General features: G+C 34.4%; 16 protein-coding genes and 1 pseudogene. 7 read left to right on the top strand and 10 right to left on the bottom strand.

Going from position 1 to position 20,057, the window contains the following annotated elements; genetic code table 11:
• Positions 1–32: 32 nt before the first annotated feature.
• A complete protein-coding gene (locus HMPREF3264_RS02055; RefSeq protein WP_002444202.1) occupies positions 33–500 on the bottom strand; it encodes a YehR family lipoprotein in 468 nt (155 codons plus the stop codon).
• Between the two features lie 180 nt (positions 501–680).
• On the opposite strand from HMPREF3264_RS02055, the gene HMPREF3264_RS02050 reads away from it, so the two are divergent.
• Positions 681–1,757, top strand: coding sequence for a M42 family metallopeptidase (locus HMPREF3264_RS02050; RefSeq protein ID WP_070871763.1), 1,077 nt, complete (start codon positions 681–683; stop codon positions 1,755–1,757).
• A gap of 25 nt (positions 1,758–1,782) precedes the next feature.
• Positions 1,783–1,971, top strand: a complete 189-nt coding sequence (locus tag HMPREF3264_RS02045; protein WP_070871762.1) for a hypothetical protein — start codon at positions 1,783–1,785, stop codon at positions 1,969–1,971.
• 274 nt (positions 1,972–2,245) lie between these two features.
• Here the strand turns inward: HMPREF3264_RS02045 and HMPREF3264_RS02040 are convergent, their stop codons facing one another.
• A complete protein-coding gene (locus tag HMPREF3264_RS02040; RefSeq protein WP_070830200.1) occupies positions 2,246–3,064 on the bottom strand; it encodes an SDR family oxidoreductase in 819 nt (272 codons plus the stop codon).
• Between the two features lie 278 nt (positions 3,065–3,342).
• Here HMPREF3264_RS02040 and HMPREF3264_RS02035 point away from each other — a divergent pair, with 278 nt between their 5' ends.
• The 3 genes from HMPREF3264_RS02035 (at position 3,343) to HMPREF3264_RS02025 (ending at position 8,978) form a co-directional block, all read left to right on the top strand.
• Positions 3,343–4,878, top strand: coding sequence for an AbgT family transporter (locus tag HMPREF3264_RS02035; protein ID WP_070871761.1), 1,536 nt, complete (start codon positions 3,343–3,345; stop codon positions 4,876–4,878).
• Positions 4,879–5,216: 338 nt separating this feature from the next.
• Positions 5,217–6,749 carry an exopolyphosphatase gene (gene ppx, locus HMPREF3264_RS02030; protein ID WP_070871760.1) on the top strand — a complete coding sequence of 511 codons (1,533 nt, stop codon included), beginning with the start codon at positions 5,217–5,219 and terminating at the stop codon, positions 6,747–6,749.
• A 63-nt stretch (positions 6,750–6,812) separates the two neighbouring features.
• Positions 6,813–8,978: an RNA degradosome polyphosphate kinase gene (locus tag HMPREF3264_RS02025; protein WP_070871759.1), complete on the top strand. Its 2,166-nt coding sequence runs from the start codon at positions 6,813–6,815 to the stop codon at positions 8,976–8,978.
• A gap of 103 nt (positions 8,979–9,081) precedes the next feature.
• On the opposite strand, the gene HMPREF3264_RS02020 is transcribed toward HMPREF3264_RS02025, so the two are convergent.
• Positions 9,082–10,314, bottom strand: coding sequence for an acetylornithine deacetylase (locus HMPREF3264_RS02020; RefSeq protein ID WP_070871758.1), 1,233 nt, complete (start codon positions 10,312–10,314; stop codon positions 9,082–9,084).
• Positions 10,315–10,424: 110 nt separating this feature from the next.
• The gene (locus HMPREF3264_RS02015) at positions 10,425–11,117 is read right to left on the bottom strand and encodes an SDR family oxidoreductase (RefSeq protein WP_070871757.1); all 693 of its coding nucleotides are present in this window, start codon (positions 11,115–11,117) and stop codon (positions 10,425–10,427) included.
• 207 nt (positions 11,118–11,324) lie between these two features.
• Here HMPREF3264_RS02015 and HMPREF3264_RS02010 point away from each other — a divergent pair, with 207 nt between their 5' ends.
• Entirely contained in the window at positions 11,325–11,627 is a 303-nt protein-coding gene (locus HMPREF3264_RS02010; RefSeq protein ID WP_002444219.1) for a DUF1413 domain-containing protein, read from the top strand.
• A 448-nt stretch (positions 11,628–12,075) separates the two neighbouring features.
• Here HMPREF3264_RS02010 and HMPREF3264_RS02005 read toward each other — a convergent pair whose 3' ends face one another.
• From HMPREF3264_RS02005 to dcm, 4 genes and pseudogenes are all read right to left on the bottom strand, one after another.
• On the bottom strand, positions 12,076–12,267 hold the full coding sequence (locus HMPREF3264_RS02005; RefSeq protein ID WP_037541655.1) for a hypothetical protein: 192 nt from the start codon (positions 12,265–12,267) through the stop codon (positions 12,076–12,078).
• Between the two features lie 113 nt (positions 12,268–12,380).
• Positions 12,381–13,289, bottom strand: a complete 909-nt coding sequence (locus tag HMPREF3264_RS02000) for a hypothetical protein (RefSeq protein WP_070871756.1) — start codon at positions 13,287–13,289, stop codon at positions 12,381–12,383.
• A gap of 299 nt (positions 13,290–13,588) precedes the next feature.
• Positions 13,589–14,254 carry a DNA cytosine methyltransferase gene (locus tag HMPREF3264_RS01995; RefSeq protein WP_070871755.1) on the bottom strand — a complete coding sequence of 222 codons (666 nt, stop codon included), beginning with the start codon at positions 14,252–14,254 and terminating at the stop codon, positions 13,589–13,591.
• A gap of 3 nt (positions 14,255–14,257) precedes the next feature.
• Positions 14,258–15,165: pseudogene (gene dcm / locus HMPREF3264_RS01990) on the bottom strand (DNA (cytosine-5-)-methyltransferase).
• 448 nt (positions 15,166–15,613) lie between these two features.
• Here dcm and HMPREF3264_RS01985 point away from each other — a divergent pair.
• On the top strand, positions 15,614–17,539 hold the full coding sequence (locus tag HMPREF3264_RS01985) for a DUF5776 domain-containing protein (RefSeq protein ID WP_176746800.1): 1,926 nt from the start codon (positions 15,614–15,616) through the stop codon (positions 17,537–17,539).
• 49 nt (positions 17,540–17,588) lie between these two features.
• Here HMPREF3264_RS01985 and galU read toward each other — a convergent pair whose 3' ends face one another.
• Both galU and HMPREF3264_RS01975 read right to left on the bottom strand, forming a co-directional pair.
• Positions 17,589–18,458, bottom strand: coding sequence for a UTP--glucose-1-phosphate uridylyltransferase GalU (galU, locus tag HMPREF3264_RS01980; protein ID WP_002444225.1), 870 nt, complete (start codon positions 18,456–18,458; stop codon positions 17,589–17,591).
• Between the two features lie 297 nt (positions 18,459–18,755).
• Entirely contained in the window at positions 18,756–20,051 is a 1,296-nt protein-coding gene (locus HMPREF3264_RS01975) for a gluconate:H+ symporter (RefSeq protein WP_371106820.1), read from the bottom strand.
• Positions 20,052–20,057: the final 6 nt, after the last annotated feature.

Here is a 20,057-nt window from a genome sequence, read left to right as displayed (position 1 = left end):
CTCTTTCTATAACTATAGGTTTATTGTATAACCTATTCTTCATCATTCATTTTACTTTTTTCTTTTAGACCATTACGTTTGAGCTGTTTAACAATTTTATGCATACTCACATGATCATCTTTAACAGCCTTAGCAGACTCAAATCCTAAATTTTTCTTCAATTTATCAACGTCTACGTCTTTATAATCAATTTCAATATGCTCTACAGCCTTTTGATCTTTATAATCAACCTTGTATGTCACACCTTTAAGACCTTTAAACGTTTTCTCATCTTTCTTAAATATCTCTTTCGCCTGTGACTTATCAATTCCTAAATCGTCGTACTTCAATGTTCCAATCGTAGACTGCTTAAGTACTTCATCATCTTTATATGTCAGTGATGTAATGACGTTCTTACCATTGACATCACCTTCATATGTCTTCGTACGTTCTTTACTACATGCTGTAAGTGCAACAGTACTTAAGACTATCACTACTAAAAGTGAAATCACTTTTTTCATTGTTGTCGCCTTCTCTCGTCTATTTTTCTTATATAAATTATACCACCTTCCCCTCGAATATGTTACTTATTCACTCCATTCATTTTTTCGGGAAATTAAATTCAAAACATCACAATCACAAATAGCAATTCTCACAAATGTTATACTATATTCAAAGACTTATTATTGGAGGCAATGGTTATGCCAGAATCTAAAGCATTACTCAAGTCATTAACCGATGTTAATGGCATTGCTGGACATGAACAGCAAGTAAAATCATTAATGAAAGACTATTTAACACCTGTGAGTGATAACATCATTGAAGACAATTTGGGTGGCATTTTCGGGAAAAAGAACGCTCAAAATAGCTCAAAATCTTTAATGATTTCCGGCCACTTAGACGAAATTGGATTTATCGTAACTCAAATTGATAAAGATGGCTATATTTATTTCACGCCTATCGGTGGTTGGTGGAACCAAGTGATGTTATCTCAAAAAGTGACGATCACGACTGAGGATGGTAAAGAAATTAGAGGTCTCATAGGTTCAAAACCGCCACATGCACTTACACCTGAAGAACGTAAGAAACCCGTTGAAATTAAACATATGTATATAGATATCGGTGTGGCAAGTAAAGAAGAAGCTGAAGCAGCAGGCGTGGCACTCGGCAATATGATTACACCTTATAGTGAATTCGAAACGCTAGCGAATGAGAAATATTTAACTGCGAAAGCGTTCGACAATCGTTACGGTTGTGCATTGGCTGTAGACGTTCTCAACCGTCTTAAAGATGAAAGCATTGATATTAACTTATACGCTGGCGCAACAGTTCAAGAAGAGGTTGGTTTACGTGGCGCCAAAGTTGCGGCCAATCTTATCAAGCCAGACTTAGCCATCGCAGTAGACGTTGGCGTGGCCTTCGATGTTCCAGGTATGACAAATGAAAAGAACGAAGGTAAATTAGGGGATGGACCACTTGTGATTATGATGGATGCCACTAGTATTGCCCACGATGGTTTCCGTAAACATATTAAATCGGTAGCTCAAGCTCACAATATTCCTGTTCAATGGGCTACAACTCCAGGTGGTGGAACGGATGCAGGTAGTATCCATGTTGCCAATGAAGGTATACCTACGATTACAATAGGTGTCGCACTCAGATACATGCATTCTAATGTTTCAGTTTTAAACACGGATGACTATGAAAATTCTGTCCGTCTTATCACTGAAATTGTCCGTTCACTTAATGATGAAAGTTATCAAGCATTAATGTGGTAATTCAAATTGATTAAGGAGGCTAATCATGTTTTCTAAAAATGATGATAAAAAAACATCAATTTTTGGAGCAATGAAATGTTCAAATTGTGGAAAAGAGATAGGTAAAGAGGAACAACTGACACTTAAAGTAAAAGCAAAGGATTTGAAAGGTTATACGCATTTAGCAAATTGGGCTGACGCACAATACAAACTATGTGAAGATTGCGGCCAATAACTACAGAACTCAATATTCAATATCATATATAAACCCCAGTCATCTGAACATTGACTGGGGTTTTGACTATAGACAAATCCTTTTAAATATAAGGTTAGTATACCAATACTGCGTATTGCTTAGCTCCCTTGCCGCGGGCATGGCTTGAGCCTGTAGTCTCAAGACGCATGCTATTCCTGCAGGCGTGTCGCCATCAATACTTAGTTAAGCAAATGGGTTTCTTCTTTTGAGAAGTGTATTCTAACAATTTGCTTAATTAGTTTTTAGAATAATATTATTTCGTTGATTTTTTCCAACTGTCGTCACTGAGCATTTCTCCTGGCCATGTGTATGCCATGACGCCGCCATCGATACGAATAGTTTCACCTGTAATGAATGAACTATCATCTGAAGCTAAGAATGTGACAAGTTTACCCACTTCATCTGGTGTACCTAATCGTCCTAAAGGTGTCACCCATTTTTGATTTTCACGGAATGTGCGCCCCGCTTCATCTTCAGAAGTACCTGCCAAGTTATCAACAAGCGGCGTTTCTATCGTACCTGGAGCTATCGCATTTGCACGAATATTTTCACGACCATATTCTATCGCAATCGATTTCGTAAAGTTAATTACGGCACCTTTTGCGGCATTATAACCTGAGCGGTATAAGTCTGCAGCTTGTCCTGAGAAAGAAGCCGTATTAATAATAGAACCGCCATGATCCATCATCAATGGTAATAAGAATTTAGTGACTAAGAACGTCCCTCTCATATCTACTGCCATAATCTTATCGAACACCTCTACTGGGTATTCATGAATACGTCCTGCTCCGTTATCCACTCCGGCATTATTAAATATCACATCAATACGACCATATTTCTCTTTCGCCTCATCTGCGAATTGTTGCACTTGTTGATCGTCAGATATATCTACTTTGTAAGCTGTTGCTTGTCCACCTGCGTCATTAATTTCTTGCACCGTATTGTCCAACTCATCAGAGATGTCTAAAGCTAGTACGTGCGCACCCTCGCTCGCTAATACCATTGCAGAGCCTCGTCCGATACCTGTACTTGCACCAGTCACCACTGCAATTTTGTTCTCTAATCGTTTCATTATCTGTCACTCTCCCGAATTTTTAGATTTCTACATGAAACTTTTTCGTTAATTACAATGTATATTCCACATTTAAATTTACCTTAAACGCCGACATCTCAATGATAACGCTTTAATATGTGATATCCATTTTCCGGAAAATGAACTATCAAATTAGTGGCAACGTTTACATATCATCAATAATCCTGTATGCTAAGTTTTAAATTTCAGAAAATTCTTACCTAAAAATGGCAAATATGGGTATGGTTGTTATAACTAAACAAAGGGGGCAGTCATTGATGGTGGCAAATACAAAGGAGAAAAAGTCTTTTGTAAGTAAATTTTTAAATGGCGTTGAATTTGTAGGAAATAAATTACCTGATCCAGCAGTACTCTTCTTCTTAATGTGTGTAGGGCTCGCAATCATCACTTGGATTGTTTCTTTATTCAATGTGTCAGTCAAACATCCAGGTGACGGAAAGACCATTCACATTAAGAGCATTCTGAGTCATGATGGATTTGCTTATATCATGAACAACGCGATTAAGAATTTTTCCGAATTCCCAGCACTCGGTTTAGTATTAGGTGTCATGGTTGGTATCGGTGCAGCTGAAAAGTCTGGCTACTTCGATAAATTAATGATTTCAGTCGTCAACAGAGCACCAAAGAAGTTGATTGTTCCAACAATTATACTTATCGGAATATTAGGCAGTACCGCAGGAGATGCAGCAACAATCATCCTGCCACCACTCGCTGCAATGTTATTTATAAAGATTGGTTACCACCCTATTGCAGGTTTAGCCATGGCATATGCGTCTGCCGTTGGAGGATTCGCGGCGAACTTAGTCGTAGGCATGCAAGATGCTCTAGTCTATTCGTTTACAGATCCAGCCGCACGCATTGTATCCAAAAATATTAAAACCAATGTCGCTATGAACTGGTACTTCATCGCTGCGAGCGTAGTCGTTCTATTGCCAACGATTCATTTAGTTACAACGAAATTGATCATCCCTAGATTAGGAAAATATGACGACAGCCAAGCACACGAAGATACAGAAGAAACCTCTTCACATATCACACCCAAAGAAAATAAAGCGCTCTTCTTTGCAAATATTAGTTTTGTCGTACTTATCGTGTTACTTATTATATGCGCAATACCTGAACATAGCTTTTTGAGAAATGCGAAAACAGGCAGTTTGTTAGATGATGCGCCACTCATTAATGGCGTGGGATTAATTATATTAGTCGTGTTCTTGGTACCGGGCACGATTTACGGCATATTAAGTGGAGAAATTAAAAATACTAAAGACTTAGGTAGCATGATTGCAGATTCTCTAGGTTCGATGGGTTCCTTTATCGTGATTGTATTCTTTGCTGCACAATTACTTGCCTTTCTAGAATGGAGTCATCTGGGTGTGATTGCGGCGGTTAAAGGCGCGAAATTATTACAACATCAGAATGGGATTGTGTTAATTATCGGCATTATTATTTTAAGTGCAATGGTCAATATGTTGGTTGGTAGTGCTTCTGCAAAATGGGGTATCTTGGCACCTATCTTTGTACCGATGCTCATTTTAGTCGGCTTCCACCCTGCATTCACTCAAGCCATTTATCGTGTAGGTGATTCCATCACCAATCCTATTACACCTATGATGCCATACTTACCTTTATTACTTTCTTACGCTCAAAAATATGATAAAAAGATGAAGCTCGGCACATTACTATCAAGCTTAATGCCGTACTCTATCGCACTTACAATTGTTTGGATTGCCTTTACCCTCATTTGGTTCTTACTCGGAATCCCTGTTGGACCAGGTGGACCAATTAAAATGTAAAGCAAAGAGAATTTCTTTTTACGAAATTCTACAAACATTGCAAGTTGGGTGTGGGACGATGAAATTAATTTCGCTCAATGCTATTTCTCTCCCACGCCCGCTTTTATATTTACTTCTAGTATGAAATCTTCGATAAATTAATCGGACAATGATGCCCTTCATCCTATCTTCTTTACTCCTTTTTATATACATATTGCTTAAAATATTATAATTGTCTCAAATTACATTAAATCTTTAACAAAAAGTTTCTTAAAAATCTTTTCAATTTATCTATATCATGTAAAATAAAATTAAACAGGGGTATTTAGAACTTCCCGTATCAAACACAGGAGGCAGAGATGGAAGAAAGAATTGGATTAATAGATATTGGTTCAAATACAATTCGACTTGTGATTTTTGGTTTCACTAAAGAAACGGGTTTGAATGAAATCTTAAATATTAAGACGCCCGCACGTCTAAGTCAGTATTTGACCAGTGACACTGAAATGAATGATGACGGTATTGCCGTTTTGAAAGAAGCACTTTTAAGTTTCAAAAAAGTTGCTAACAAATTTAAGGTTCAAGAGCTACATCCTATTGCGACAGCTGCGATTCGTCAATCTAAAAACAGTAACGACATTATCAAACAAATCAAAAAAGAACTAAATATTGAAATTCAAATCGTCCCTGAAGAAGACGAAGCATTTTATGGTTATTATGCGATTTCACATACCACAGATATTGAAAATGGTATATCCGTTGATATCGGTGGTGGTTCTACCGAAGTGACACTTTTTAAAGATAAGAAATTAAAAGAAGCACATAGCTTCCCATTTGGCGTTGTCACATTGAAACGTCAGTTCTTCGGGGATAAAGATCATAATGATAAACCAGCAATTAAAAGTATGGAAAAATTCTTATACGAACAATTCAATCAATTAGATTGGTTGAAAGATCAAGAGATCGCGCTTGTAGGTGTAGGTGGCTCAGCACGTAACGTTGCTCGTATACATCAATCTGAACATTCTTATCCTATCGGTGGCGTTCACAACTATACCATGTCATTAAAGGATATAGATGAAGTTTACGATATCATTCGTAAAAGTTCTCGCGATGAATTAACCAATCTAGACGGTTTAAGTCGAGATCGCGTAGACATTATTCTACCTGCCGTGTCTGTGTTTAAGACACTTTTCAAAAAAATAGATGCGACACAATTCACTTTCTCAAGAAATGGTATTCGTGAAGGATTTGCCATGAATCTGATTCGCAAACGTCATCCTCATGAATTTAAAAAAGAACATGTACGTAGAGATGCTTTAAAGCATTTAGCCAATGAATATCACATTGAGGAAGAAAGTGCGAAGCGTCGCTTAAAATTAGCACAATCCCTACTCGACCAACTATTAAAACATAGTGATTTGAAAATTACAGATCATGATAAACACTTATTCGTTGAAGGTGCGTATATGTATTACTTAGGTAGCTTTATCGATTCAGATTCAAGTTCACCACACACGTATTACTTAATTGCGAATTCAATGATTAACGGTTTCCCTCATAAAGATCGTGTGAAGTTAGCACTTCTCGCAAGCTTTAAAAATAAATCATTACTTAAATTTTACTGTAAAGAAACGCAATGGTTCAGTGGAAAAGAAGTTGATACCATTCAAGCCTTAGGTGGCATTATTAAATTCGTAAACGCGTTAAATATCTCACATACCAGTTTTGTAGAAGAAGTTAAACTCAAAGAGAAAAAAGACGATAAATACGAGCTCTATGTTTACTACAAAGGAGAGCCTATTGCTGAAGAGTATCAAGCGAATAGGCAGAAGAAACATATTGAAAAGATTTTAAAGGGGAAAGTAGCAATCATCTTTACAAAATCTTAAAATTCGTATGATATTTTTAGACTACACAAGAACAAAGATTAAATAATGAGGTGTATTGAGAGTATGCAAACTCAATTGGGAGAAAAGGATATTAATTTACCACAGTACTATAATAACAGGGAGTTAAGTTGGCTCGATTTTAACTATAGAGTCCTTCAGGAAGCTTACGATAAGAATAATCCATTACTCGAAATGTTAAATTTCGTCTCTATTTTTAGTTCGAATTTAGATGAATTCTTTATGGTGCGCGTAGCTGGTTTAAAAGACCAAGTGAAGTTAGGCTATGACAAACCTGAAAATAAAGCTCAAATGACGCCTCAAGAACAACTTGATGCGATAAAGATAAAAAATACAGAATATGTTCATACTCAATATCAACGCTATAATGAACTGATTGAAGAGTTACGACATTATGATATTGAAATGGTCAAACCCGACTGTTTATCTGAAACGCTCATCGAAAGATTAGAAAAAGAGTTTAAATCACGCATTCTACCTACACTTACACCATTAGGTATTGATGCGTATCACCCTTTTCCAAAATTAAACAATAAAAGTTTAAACATATTTGTCGATATCGATACTGAAGATGCCATTAACTCAGCAATCGTACAAATTCCATCATTAATTCCTCGATTTCTAACACTTAATGAAGGTGCTAAACAATATGTTGTAATGGTCGAAGATGTCATTACTTACTTTATCAACTATCTATTTACCGGTTATGAAGTTTTAAATACTTTTACCTTCAGAATCACAAGAAATGCAGATTTGACGATTCACGAAGATGGCGCCGAAGATTTACTGATAGAAATCGAACGCTTCTTAAAAGAACGTAAAAGTGGCTCAGCTGTGCGCTTAGAAGTCGATGGTCGCACTGCACAAAGAGAGAATATCGAATGGCTGATTGACCAATTAGAAGTTGAAGAGAATGACGTATACTTCTTAAATGGTCCGCTTGATTTAACATTTTTATTCGGTTTAGTGAGCCATCTCTCTAATAAACTCAAATATCTAACGTATGAGAAATATACGCCCCAAGTACCGAGATCTTTAGGAAATAACAATATTTATAAATTGGCTCTAGAAAGAGATATATTCTTCCATCATCCATATGAATCATTTGAACCTATTGTAGACTTCATACGTGAAGCGGCCGATGATCCAAACACCATTGCCATTAAGCAAACATTATATCGTGTAAGTAAAGATTCACCGATTATTAACAGTTTGAAGGAAGCTGCTGAAAATGGTAAGCAAGTCACTGTACTTGTAGAATTGAAAGCACGTTTCGACGAAGAGAATAACGTTCATTGGGCACGTATGTTAGAAGATGCAGGTTGCCACGTGATTTACGGTATGACGCATCTAAAGACTCATAGTAAGATTGCGCTTGTCGTTAAACGCATTGGTGGAGAGCTAACATCATTTGTACATCTTGGTACAGGAAACTATAATGACAAAACGGCTAAACTGTATACAGATATGGGGATGATTACTACAAATAAAGACATTGCTGAAGATGCGATTAATTTCTTTAATTATTTAAGTGGTTACTCTATCAAACCTGAGTATAATAAACTGATTGTAGCGCCATTTGATATTCGTGACGTCTTTATTGACCGTATCGATAAAGAAATTAGTAGTCATTTAGAACATGGAAATGGCAAGATTATGATGAAGATGAATTCACTCACCGATAAAACGATTATTGAAAAGCTCTTTGAAGCTTCTCAAGCCGGCGTGAAGATTCAACTTATCATTCGTGGCATTTGTTGTCTTAAACCAGGTATACCTGGCATCAGCGAGAATATCGAAGTCGTAAGCATCGTAGGACGACTACTCGAACATTCACGTATTTATTATTTCCATAATAATGGTGATGAACGTATCTACCTATCATCAGCAGACGTGATGACACGTAACATGATTAAACGTGTCGAAATCTTATTCCCTGTTGAAGATAAAAATATTGGAAAACGTTTAGTAAATTACATGAACTTGCAACTTTCAGATAATGAAAAAGGACGTTTCCAAGATGAAAATGGTGTCTATCACTATGTTCAAAACAATTTATCGCCATTAAATTCTCAAGCTTACCTCATGCAAGAAGCAATTAAATACGGTAAAGAGCTAAAAAAGCAGACTGCTCAGCCAACAGGTCAACCCGTTCGTTCAAAACGTGGCGGTAGTTGGATGAGCAGATTAAGAGATACATTTAAAAGATAGAATGAATAACCTTATAAAATAATATTAATAAGCGAGAGCGGGATAGAAATAAAATTTAGCAAAATTATTTTCTATCCCACTCTCTTCATAAATAATAGTTTCCTCATTTACTAGGCGTTTCATACCAATGTTTCAGAAACTCATATAATACATTGCTATACTGTTCTAATTCACTTTTTTCAATCTTTTCATCAACGCTATGTGCCTCTTCTAGACTACCTGGACCATATAATATAGTAGGAATATCAAAATGAGCAATCCAACCGCCATCAGTAACTGTCGTACTCATGCCATGTTGTAATGAACGACCATGAACGTGTTCATGCGCATTTTCTAACTGTTTAAAGCCTGGATGTTCTACCGGCACTGTAAAGCTTGGGAAGATCTCTCCTTTATCTTCAATCATAGATTCTCCACCCCACTCAAACTCAAGTGGATTCTCTCTCAACCAAATATCCGCTTCTGCCACGCGATTTAAGTCATTTTCAATTTCTTTAACAACATCTTCATATCGTTCGTTAGGTAAATAATGAACCGTAATCCATAAACGACATTCATCAGCGATAAATGCTGGATGGCGACCACCTTCAATCACTGCTGGATTAATCGTATTCGCACCTGGAGGCATACCTGGACTTTCTTTCATCACAGCCCAATGACGTTCAAGTTCGTTTAACGCTTGGATCACTTTCATCATTTTTTCAATAGCACTGGCACCGAATAATCCACCGCCCGCATGAATCGTCTGACTACGTGCGCCATCGTGTATCGTATTTTTACTTTTCACTGTAATCCAACCAGTGATCACGCCACCTTGGCCTAGTGCTTGATTTTCACTTGTATCCAGAACCAATGCCAAGTCGCCTTCAGGACCTATTTCACATGCGCGTTTGGTCCCTGCCTCGCCAACTTCTTCACCGACCACTGATTGTACGATTATGTCACCTTTAGGTTGTCGGCCTTCTTGTTTTAACCTTTCTAGAACATAGAATAATGATGACATGCCGCCTTTCATATCACTCACGCCTCTGCCATATAACCAGCCATCCACTTCCGTTAATTGAAAAGGAGGATACTGCCAATACTGATCATCATCAACTGAAGCTACATCTACATGACCGTTGAGAATCAACTTCGGTGCGTTTGAATCTTCACCTTTCAATGTCGCAACAATCACACTATCATTGTCATATAAATGTTCACGTTGAATTGAAAACCCTAAATCTCTCAATAAAGATTCAATTTCATCTTGAAGTGGATCCGTGTTACGACCTGGAGGACTTTCAGTATTAAATCCAACAAGCATATCTAAAATCTCAAATTGACGATTATCCAATTCAAATCCCATCCTTTATGTAAAATAAATGAATCTAAACATTTACAATTCAAGTTTAACATTATCTTTTCTATTGTGATTTTTCGCTTCTGACCTTGTGTCCATTTTTCTTAAACAGGTCTAACCGTTACTTCATTGACATTTACATGACTTGGTTGCGTCAATGCATACACCACTGCTTCAGCAATATCTCGTGTTTCTAACTTCTTACGATCTCCGAAATCCATATGTTCTGTCATTGGCGATTTAACCATACCTGGTGAAATGCTTGTCACTTTGACACCTGTACGGGCGAGCTCTTTTTCAAGCGCTTGAGTAATTGTATGGACGGCTGCTTTAGTTGCACTATAAACCGCATTCGATTTTGTAACTTCAAATCCTGAAATTGAAGCAATGTTTATAATATGTCCACTTGATTGATTTAATAAGTACGGTAAGGCTGCTTGTAACACATAAAGTGTACCTTTCACATTGACATCTATCATCGTATCCCACTGTTCGAGATCATAATCTGTAATCTTTGAAGATAAGCTTTGACCAGCGCTATTTACCACGATATCGACTTTTCCAAAGTGCCCTTTCACTACTTGTAGCATTTGATCCACACTATCTTTTTTCGTTACGTCGGTTGGAATCACCTTGGTGTCGACGTTAAGTTGTTGTGCAACAGCTTGTAATTTATCTTCATTACGTCCGGCAAGTGCAACGCTTACCCCATTATTGCTTAAGACCTTCGCGATGGCTTCACCTATGCCACTACCTGCGCCTGTAATTACTGCTACTTTATTTTTTAACTCTACCATTTTGTTCGACTCCTTTATAGCTGAAAATGAATTTCAACGTAGTTAAGTTCATCTTAACGCTTTTCGTTACTTTAGAAAATTGAAGTGATTACCTATATTAAAAAGTGTTATAATTTCATTGTATGTTCTTAATAATCATTATAAAGTAGATATGTAACTTACATATATGGGCATATATGAAGAAGATAGAGGGAGGTAATGTAAGAGATGTCTTATCATGATCGTGTTTTAGAATTAAGAGAAATGAAGCATCGTACTGCATTTGAATTTCATTTTGAAGATTTGTTTACTGAAGAAGAATGGTTAAATATGTCTTTGAAAGAGAGACAAAAAGAGGAAAAAGCTTTTAGAAGCGCAGTTGAGAAAATGAGTGATGTGAGATTACCATTTGCGAGTAGAGATGCTGCGAAGAATAAGTTATTCAATATCACATATGCATACAATGGCATTAAAAAGAACTTTAAACAAAATGATAAAAAAGAAAACCCAAGAGGTCGAATAGTTCAATAGTTTAAATGCTAGGATAAGTATATTCAATTATTCAATGAACATCTCTCAATCTTGTTGCGACGCTTTCTTGCGAGGGAGGTTCGTGCCTGTAGTCACTCTCACTTCCTTCTCCGCCAAGCGTCACGCAACGGTTTTCGATGAAACATTTTTTAGGTCATCACGCTTTCCGTGGGGACAGTCTCAACCTTGCTATGCAAGTTGTCGACTTGTCCTGTTCCCACAGGAGTCGGATGACCTTATTTTTTTGTTCGATTTGTAGAAGTCCTTGTATATCTAAATTCAATTGAATAACAAAGCATAGTGAAAACCACATCTCACGGGGAAGTAAGATGTGGTCTTCAAACACATTATTCTAGATTTTAGGGGTATATAGAGTATGTTTGCCCTCAATTACTCTTTGAGAGCAAGGCGCGTTTTCATCATTTTCGGGAGTTATCAATAGCTTAGGTTAACTAGTAACAAGGGATTTACGTTCGAGACTATAATAATATAATCTTTCGGCGTCAACATAAGGGATTGAGTCAATTGTTAAATAACCATCTTTAAGGTCTCCAATAAGACCTTGATTTACGCCAGTGTGTACATAAATGTCATAACTACTTGCATCTGAGAATATTAAATCCTCAATTATATTTCTCATAGTCATCACTCCAAAATTTATTTCTTATTCCTTACAATTCATATACTACACCTTTTCATGTAAAATAAAAGTATTTTGTGATACTTTTCACAAAATCATCACTTCTTTATTAACTAACCTTTAGGCTTAAAGATAATTGTATATTTACCTTTACTGAGACCAGACCCCCTAGTTATTGAATAATTAGTATATATTTCATCTGTTAATTGACCACTTTTAAAAATATAATGAGCTGGATAAGGCTCTTCATACAAACCTTCACCACTAAATATAGCTTTTTTAATTTCAGAATTCTCTTCAACTATATTTCTAATTTTATCATTTAAACAATTTTTTATGTGTTGTATTTGAGAATAACTTAAAATATCTAATTTTTCATTAATTATTTCTTTATTATGTAAATATTCTTCAATATCACTAACTTTCAACCCCATTCCTTCAATAATTCTATTATTATCTTTCAAGTTTTTAGTTGACAAGAATACTGCCAGGGATAACATTTTGCCATTTTCGTATTCCTTTAATAATGTATCAAAAGTATTTATTGTAAATTTTGCAATTGTATACCTTTTAGAATCTACCCTTTTTACTGAAATTCCAGTACTATCAATAATATTATATTCTTTTTCTTTAATACTATCTTCAGAGAGATTGAATTCTCTCTCTAATAGATAATTTTTGGAAAGATCGGCTTCAACAACATATGCATCTGCTTTGGGTAATACCTTTTTATTGCTAAGTTTGGATCTAACTTTTTTTGAAACTTTGACAATATATAAATTTTCATTATTGTCAGAGAGTTTTAAAACTTTCCAAAATTTATGATTTTTGTTTTTATTAAATATTTGAGAAATATTAAATTCTTCTTTATCGCCTAAGTAAGTACCTTTATTCAAACTATTTGCTATGTGCAGATCATCAAAGTCTTTAGACATTTTAGTATATTTAACTTGTAATTGACCTCTTTTATGTTCTAATTTAGGATTTCCATTTAAAGCTGGGTTCCAAGGTTGGATACTCATTCTCCCAATTGTTAAGACAGGAGATCTTCCAGTTCTGTCTAAATTATAATTGATATTATAATCAATTAGTTGATCTACAGAGATCCATCCACCGTTTTCAATAGTACCATGATATAAATAATCTACTTTACTATTATGTCTTCCTTTTTGAATAAAATGAATTAATAAATCTTTTTTGTTAGCATCTAGGAAATCTTGAATTAACTTAGTTTCACTTGGATAGTACTCCTTTATCTTCGCAAGTTTGAATCTATTTTCAGCTTTACCACTGCCATCTAATGTTCCATCTACCCAAATTGCTAATCTAAAAGCATCCTTTTATAGTTTTCTAAATGCTTCTTTATATTTTTAGTAGCTATTTCACTAATATTATAATTATCATTATCGATGGGGGTAATAACTTGATCTAAACTAAAACTTAGTTTTCTTTCCTTTGGAAATAAATTATCCAAATTAATTTCAATTTTTCCAATAGAGTTTTCTAAAATTCCTATGCAATACCATCTGTTTCTATTTTGAGGTACTCCATAATTTTTAGAATTTAATAATTTCCATTTAAACCTATATCCTACATCCTTTAAAGATTCTTCAATTATATTTAATGTTTTACCTTCATCATGGTTTACAATTCCGGCAACATTTTCTAAAATAAATGCTTTTGGTTTTTTATAGTTTAAGATTTTTAAAACTTCAAAAAATAATGTTCCTCTCGCATCATCAAAACCTAATCGTTTACCTGCTTGGCTAAAAGGTTGACAAGGAAAACCAGCACAAAGGATGTCGTGGTCAGGTATTGAATCTAAATCAATTTTGGTAATATCTCCTTTAGGAAACTCTCCAAAATTTTTTGAGTATGTTTGACATGCATATTTATCAATTTCACTTGAAAACACACATTTACAATTACTATTTTCAAGAGCGATTCTGAATCCTCCTATACCTGAAAACAAATCTATAAATTTCATTTTTTATTCACCTAAAATTTTTTTTAATTTATTGGAAATAGCTGTTATTACTGATGTTGTCACAGCATTGCCAGCTTGTTTATACAATTGACTATCACTAAGACCAGCCTCTTTTAAATTATTAAAAAATTCATCATCAAAACCTTGTAATCTAAAACATTCTAATGGTGTCAATTTTCTAATTAAGTGATCCCCATTTTTTTCTACTAATATTTTTGCAGAGTCAGTTCTGGCTAATACTGTTGGAGCAAGGCCATATACAGAATAAACGCGTCTTTGTCTTTCATTATCGTTATGTAAATATTTTGGAATATCAAAAAGCTTAATTATTCCATCATTTTTAACAGAAATTTCTTTATTCAACTTTTCTATTTCTTTAGAGGTAATTTTAGTAAAATAAAATTTATCTTCTACTTGCTCTTCATTTTCTTTGATATCTTCAATTGTAATTTTTTTATTATTTTGCTGTTCTATCTTAAAGTTAAATTTTCTTATGTCCTTATTCTTATTCATTTCTGAAAGTACTTTGACAATTCTTCTAATTGTATTGCCATTGTCATGAGAGATTAAGTTTTTCACATTTTCCAAAATAAAAACTTGTGGTCTTTTCCATTCTAAAATTCTAGCAATATCAAAAAACAAAGTCCCTCTAGTATCTTCAAAACCTAATCGTTTACCCGCTATACTAAAAGATTGACAAGGGAAACCAGCAGTCAAAATATCATGGTCAGGAATTAAAAATTCATGAATTTTTTTATATCACCTTCAGGTTCGTGCTTGAAGTTTACATTATAAGCAAATTGAGCAAATCTATCTATTTCAGAAGCAAATAAAATTTCAGTTCTTAGATTGGAATTATTTATACCTTCTTCAAATCCTCCGATACCTGAAAACAAAGAAACAATTTTCATATTTTACCTCCTTATGACATAATTAAAAGTTTTGGGATGAATTTTAGAAAAAGATTAGAAAGAGGACAAAAAAGGATTAACATAAATATAATACTAAATTACTACATTCATGTACAGGAAACATATTACTTATATAAAAGCAGATTTTATTCACTATAATATTATTAATTCTGAGAAAATGATTATTTAAATGATTAGAAACACCTCTAATTACATAATATAATATTCAGTAACACATCATTTTTAATTTTAAGTTACTTTACTGCATTGGTTTAACTTCTCAAATAATAGAGTTGCTAATCATATAGTTATATTACATCAATCCTGGATATAGCTAAACTATTTATTGGAAATTATTAATTATCAAATATACTTTTTTCTTGCTAGTTACAAATTATTGTATATAACAATTAATTTATAATAAAATATAGCAAGTAATATTTTTATTTTGGGGGAGTTAAAAATTAGTAAATTAATTTCAATTGTTGTTCCTGTTTATAATAAGGAACCGTTTATAGAGAGATGTGTGCAATCTTTAGTTGATTTAGAAATGGATCATACTCAGATTGAAGCTATATTTGTAGATGATCTTTCTTCAGATCGTTCATATGAGATTCTGCAGTATTACGAGAAGAAATATGATTTCATTAAGTGTGTTCAATTAGAAGAAAATTCAGGCAGTCCATCTCAACCTCGTAATGTGGGTATCGAGGTTGCAAATGGAGAGTATATTGCATTATTGGATGCCGACGACTGGTTAGACAGTAAAGGATTTCCAAAGTTAGTCTTACAGATGGTTGAACATGAGGCCGACTTTGGCTTTGGTCAATGCTTTAAGCATACGGATAACACGATTTCTAAACTAGCTCGTTTTGCTTCCTTCCAAGAAGCTAATGGTTTAGTTCCTTATGAAATCAACAAAGTATTCCGAGCTGTAGGTCCACCAGGAAAGATATTCAAGCGCTCTACAGTAATAGATAATGATATTAAATTTCAACATATGAAATTTGGAGAAGATAAATTATTTTTTGCGGAGTTAATAAGTAAGAGTAAAAGTGCATCAATGACTACTTCAGCCGTGTATCATATCAATAGATATACAGACAATGTTTCACTAGTAAAATCTACAGATGTTATTGAAAAATCTAAAATCAATTTAGAAGTACTTCGTCAAATAGTCAATTTGGAAATTCCAAAAATAGCTATGGAAGGAATTTTAAGTCGTATCGTTGAGATAGACTACATGCAACGTTTTCTAGTGTCTAAAACATTCTTAAAATCTGAGGATAAAGCGTTCTTCTTTAATCAATTTTCTAAAGTGGAAACTATTATTAAAGAAGCTGGGTTTAATATAGAAGATTTACTCATTACAGATAAATACAAAAATATCTACCAACTCTTTCATTCAGATAAAAAAGCATTACAAGAATATATTCATTATATGATTTATGATTCCAGTAAACAAAAATATATTAAAGATAAGATGGTTTATCTCAAGTATCCTGATAAATTCAATCATTTAATTCAACTTCAAGAAGAATGTATACCAGTTTATAAAGGAACAGAAATGATAGATGAGACGTTTTATGAAGTTATTGAATTGTTCACTAAAGCTGATGTAGAAATTGAATATGTAGAATTAATAAAAATTCATGATGAAAGATATTCTAAGAAAATCAATTATGAACTTAAGGACAACTACATTTATATAAAGTCTGAAGACATTAACTTTTATAAATACGACTTTAATATTGCAGTTCAATTTAATCATCATAAATCAGCACTCGTCTTTGCTACTTATCCAAACTTCAACGACAAAGTAAATTTAAAACGTCAAAACTTTAAATTAGAATTTGTAAATAGTCAAAATAAAGAATCTAAAGACACTAAAGGTTCCAATACGTCTACTAAAGAAACGAAAGTAAATAAATATTTAAGCGAGGCACCTAATTATGTCATTACTACAAAATCTATAAAAAGTTATATGGATGCAGATTTCAAAGAGGAATTTAATTCAATTAGTAAAGGTAGTTTGGTTGCTATTTCTGGAATGGGCCAAACATCTAAAGGGACACCAAGATTAATTACAAAAGATAATCATTTTATTACTGCTAATGTAAATTTCGTAAATCCTACCGAATTACAAAAGAAAGATGGATACGTTTCTACTATTCCTAAAAGAATTAGAATATTGAAGAAGTGTAAACTATATACTGATGTTACCTTCAAAAATGAACCGATTCGAACGATGCAACCTAATGAACAATTAAATATTATTGATATTGATTATACAAAAAACTTTACTCCAAGATTAAAAACAGTAGACGGCTACTACATTACTGCTAACATTAATTTTGTTGAAGTTTTAAATTAACGCATAACAAAGGCACGCAGAATGTTAATTTTCTGCGTGCCTCTTTATGTTATTTATTATCTAACTCTTTTAAGAAACGTTTCAGTTCATCTTTCATACTCTCATCTTTAAGTGCGTATTCTATAGTTGTCTTGACAAAGCCTAGTTTCTCACCAACATCGTATCGGTTGCCGATAAAGTCATATGCAAATACTTGATGATCATTGTTCATACGTTCGATGGCGTCAGTAAGTTGAATTTCATTACCTGCGCCTTTTTTCTGTGTTTTAAGATAATCAAATATTTCAGGTGTTAATACATAGCGTCCCATAATTGCTAAGTTAGATGGTGCAGTACCTTGTTTAGGTTTCTCCACAAACTTTTTAACTTCGTAACGTCGCCCTTCTTTTGAAAGTGGGTCTATAATACCATATCTATGCGTGTCAGATTCAGGGACTTCTTGGACACCAATAACAGAGTTGCCAGTTTCTTCATAAACTTCCATTAACTGTTTAATCGCAGGTGTGTCGGATTCAACAATATCGTCACCTAGAAGAACCGCAAATGGTTCATCACCAATAAATTGACGTGCTGAGTATATTGCATGTCCTAAACCTTTTTGTTCTTTTTGACGTACATAAAAAATATTAGCTAATTCTGTTGAATATTGTACTTTTTCTAGTAATTCAGTTTTACCTTTTTCTTCAAGTACCATTTCTAGTTCTTTTTGATTGTCAAAATGGTCTTCGATTGCACGTTTATGTTTACCTGTAACGATAATAATATCCTCGATGCCTGCACGAGATGCTTCTTCCACTATGTACTGAATTGTTGGTTTATCTAAAATTGGAAGCATTTCTTTAGGCATTGCCTTCGTTGCTGGTAAGAAACGTGTACCTAACCCAGCAGCAGGTATGATTGCTTTTTTAATTTGTCTCAATATTCAAACCCCTTTATCAATGTTATGTATCGCATTCATTGTAAAGTTTATCATTATTTAAAATGCTTTCATAGTAATTGTAGTGGTGTTTAATAAATGAGAATATTGAAATTTAACATATAAAAACACGAGGTCGGGACCTTTATAGTTTGTGCTCTGGGAAACCAATTAACGGCGTCCCAAAAGCAGGATTTTCGGCTGTAACACTCACAATTCGACAAAATTTGAGAAACAATTTTGCTCATCGTTCGGTTCTGCTCAAATCCTAAACACTTTTGTCCCGACCTCGACTTGTTTTTATACAAATAAACTAATAAATAGGATAAAGATAATGCCTGATACTGAAATAATAGTTTCTAATAATGACCATGTTAAGAAGGTCTCTTTAATCGTAAGGCCAAAGTATTCTCTAAACATCCAGAAGCCTGCGTCATTCACATGAGATAAGATGACACTACCTGCACCGATAGCGAGTACGACAAGTGCGACGTTCGCATCTGAGTGATGGAGTAATGGTAATACGATACCTGTAGTTGAAACGGCAGCAACTGTTGCTGAACCAAGTGCGATACGCAACACTGCTGCGACAATCCAAGCAAGTAATATAGGTGACATGTGTGAACCTTCGAACATTTTAGCGATTGTATCACCAACGCCGCCATCAATAAGTACTTGTTTGAATGTACCACCACCGCCAATGATAAGGAGCATCATGCCTATTGGATAAATAGCATTGGTTACTGAAGACATGATGTCTTCCATTTTATGATGTCTCATAATACCCATTGTAAAGATAGCAAAGATAACTGCGATTAACATTGCTGTTCCAGCTGTACCAATGAGGTAAATCACTTGTTCAAACCAGTTTGTTGGCTTTTCATGACCTGTGACAAGTTGAACAATAGTTGAAATAAGCATAAGGATCACTGGTAAAATAGCTGTTAATAAGCTGATGCCGAAACTTGGCATTTCTTCTTCTTTGAATTCTTTTTGTGTGCCAAGAGATGAAATGTCTCCTTCACGAGTATAAGCACTAGGTATCATCTTCTGAGCCATGCGGTTAAAGAAAGGACCTGCAATCAGTGTAACTGGGATAGCGATGATCATACCGTAAAGTAAGACTTCACCAATATTTGCTTTAAGTTCTTTAGCGATAACCACTGGACCTGGATGTGGTGGTAAGAAACCATGTGTCACTGATAAAGCTGTCACCATTGGTAGTCCAAGTTTCAAGATTGAAACATTCGCACGTTTAGCTACTGTGAATACAAGCGGAATAAGTAATACTAATCCCACTTCAAAGAACAGTGCAATACCGACGATAAAGGCAGCAATAAGCATTGCCCATTGCACGTGTTTCTGTCCAAACTTTGTAATCAGCGTGTCAGCAATTCGTGTTGCGCCACCGCCATCGGCAAGCAGTTTACCGAGAATCGCACCTAACCCAAAGATTAATGCAATGTGTCCTAATGTACTCCCCATACCATTTTCAATGGTTTCCATAATTTTATTAAGTGGCATACCAAGTAGTAACGCAGTAATCATTGAAGTAATGATTAGCGAAATAAAGGTATTTAATTTCATGAAAATAATTAAAGT

The organism is Staphylococcus sp. HMSC62A08 (assembly GCF_001839105.1).
GTDB classification, from domain to species: domain Bacteria; phylum Bacillota; class Bacilli; order Staphylococcales; family Staphylococcaceae; genus Staphylococcus; species Staphylococcus caprae.
This window is presented reverse-complemented; position numbering and strand designations above follow the sequence as displayed.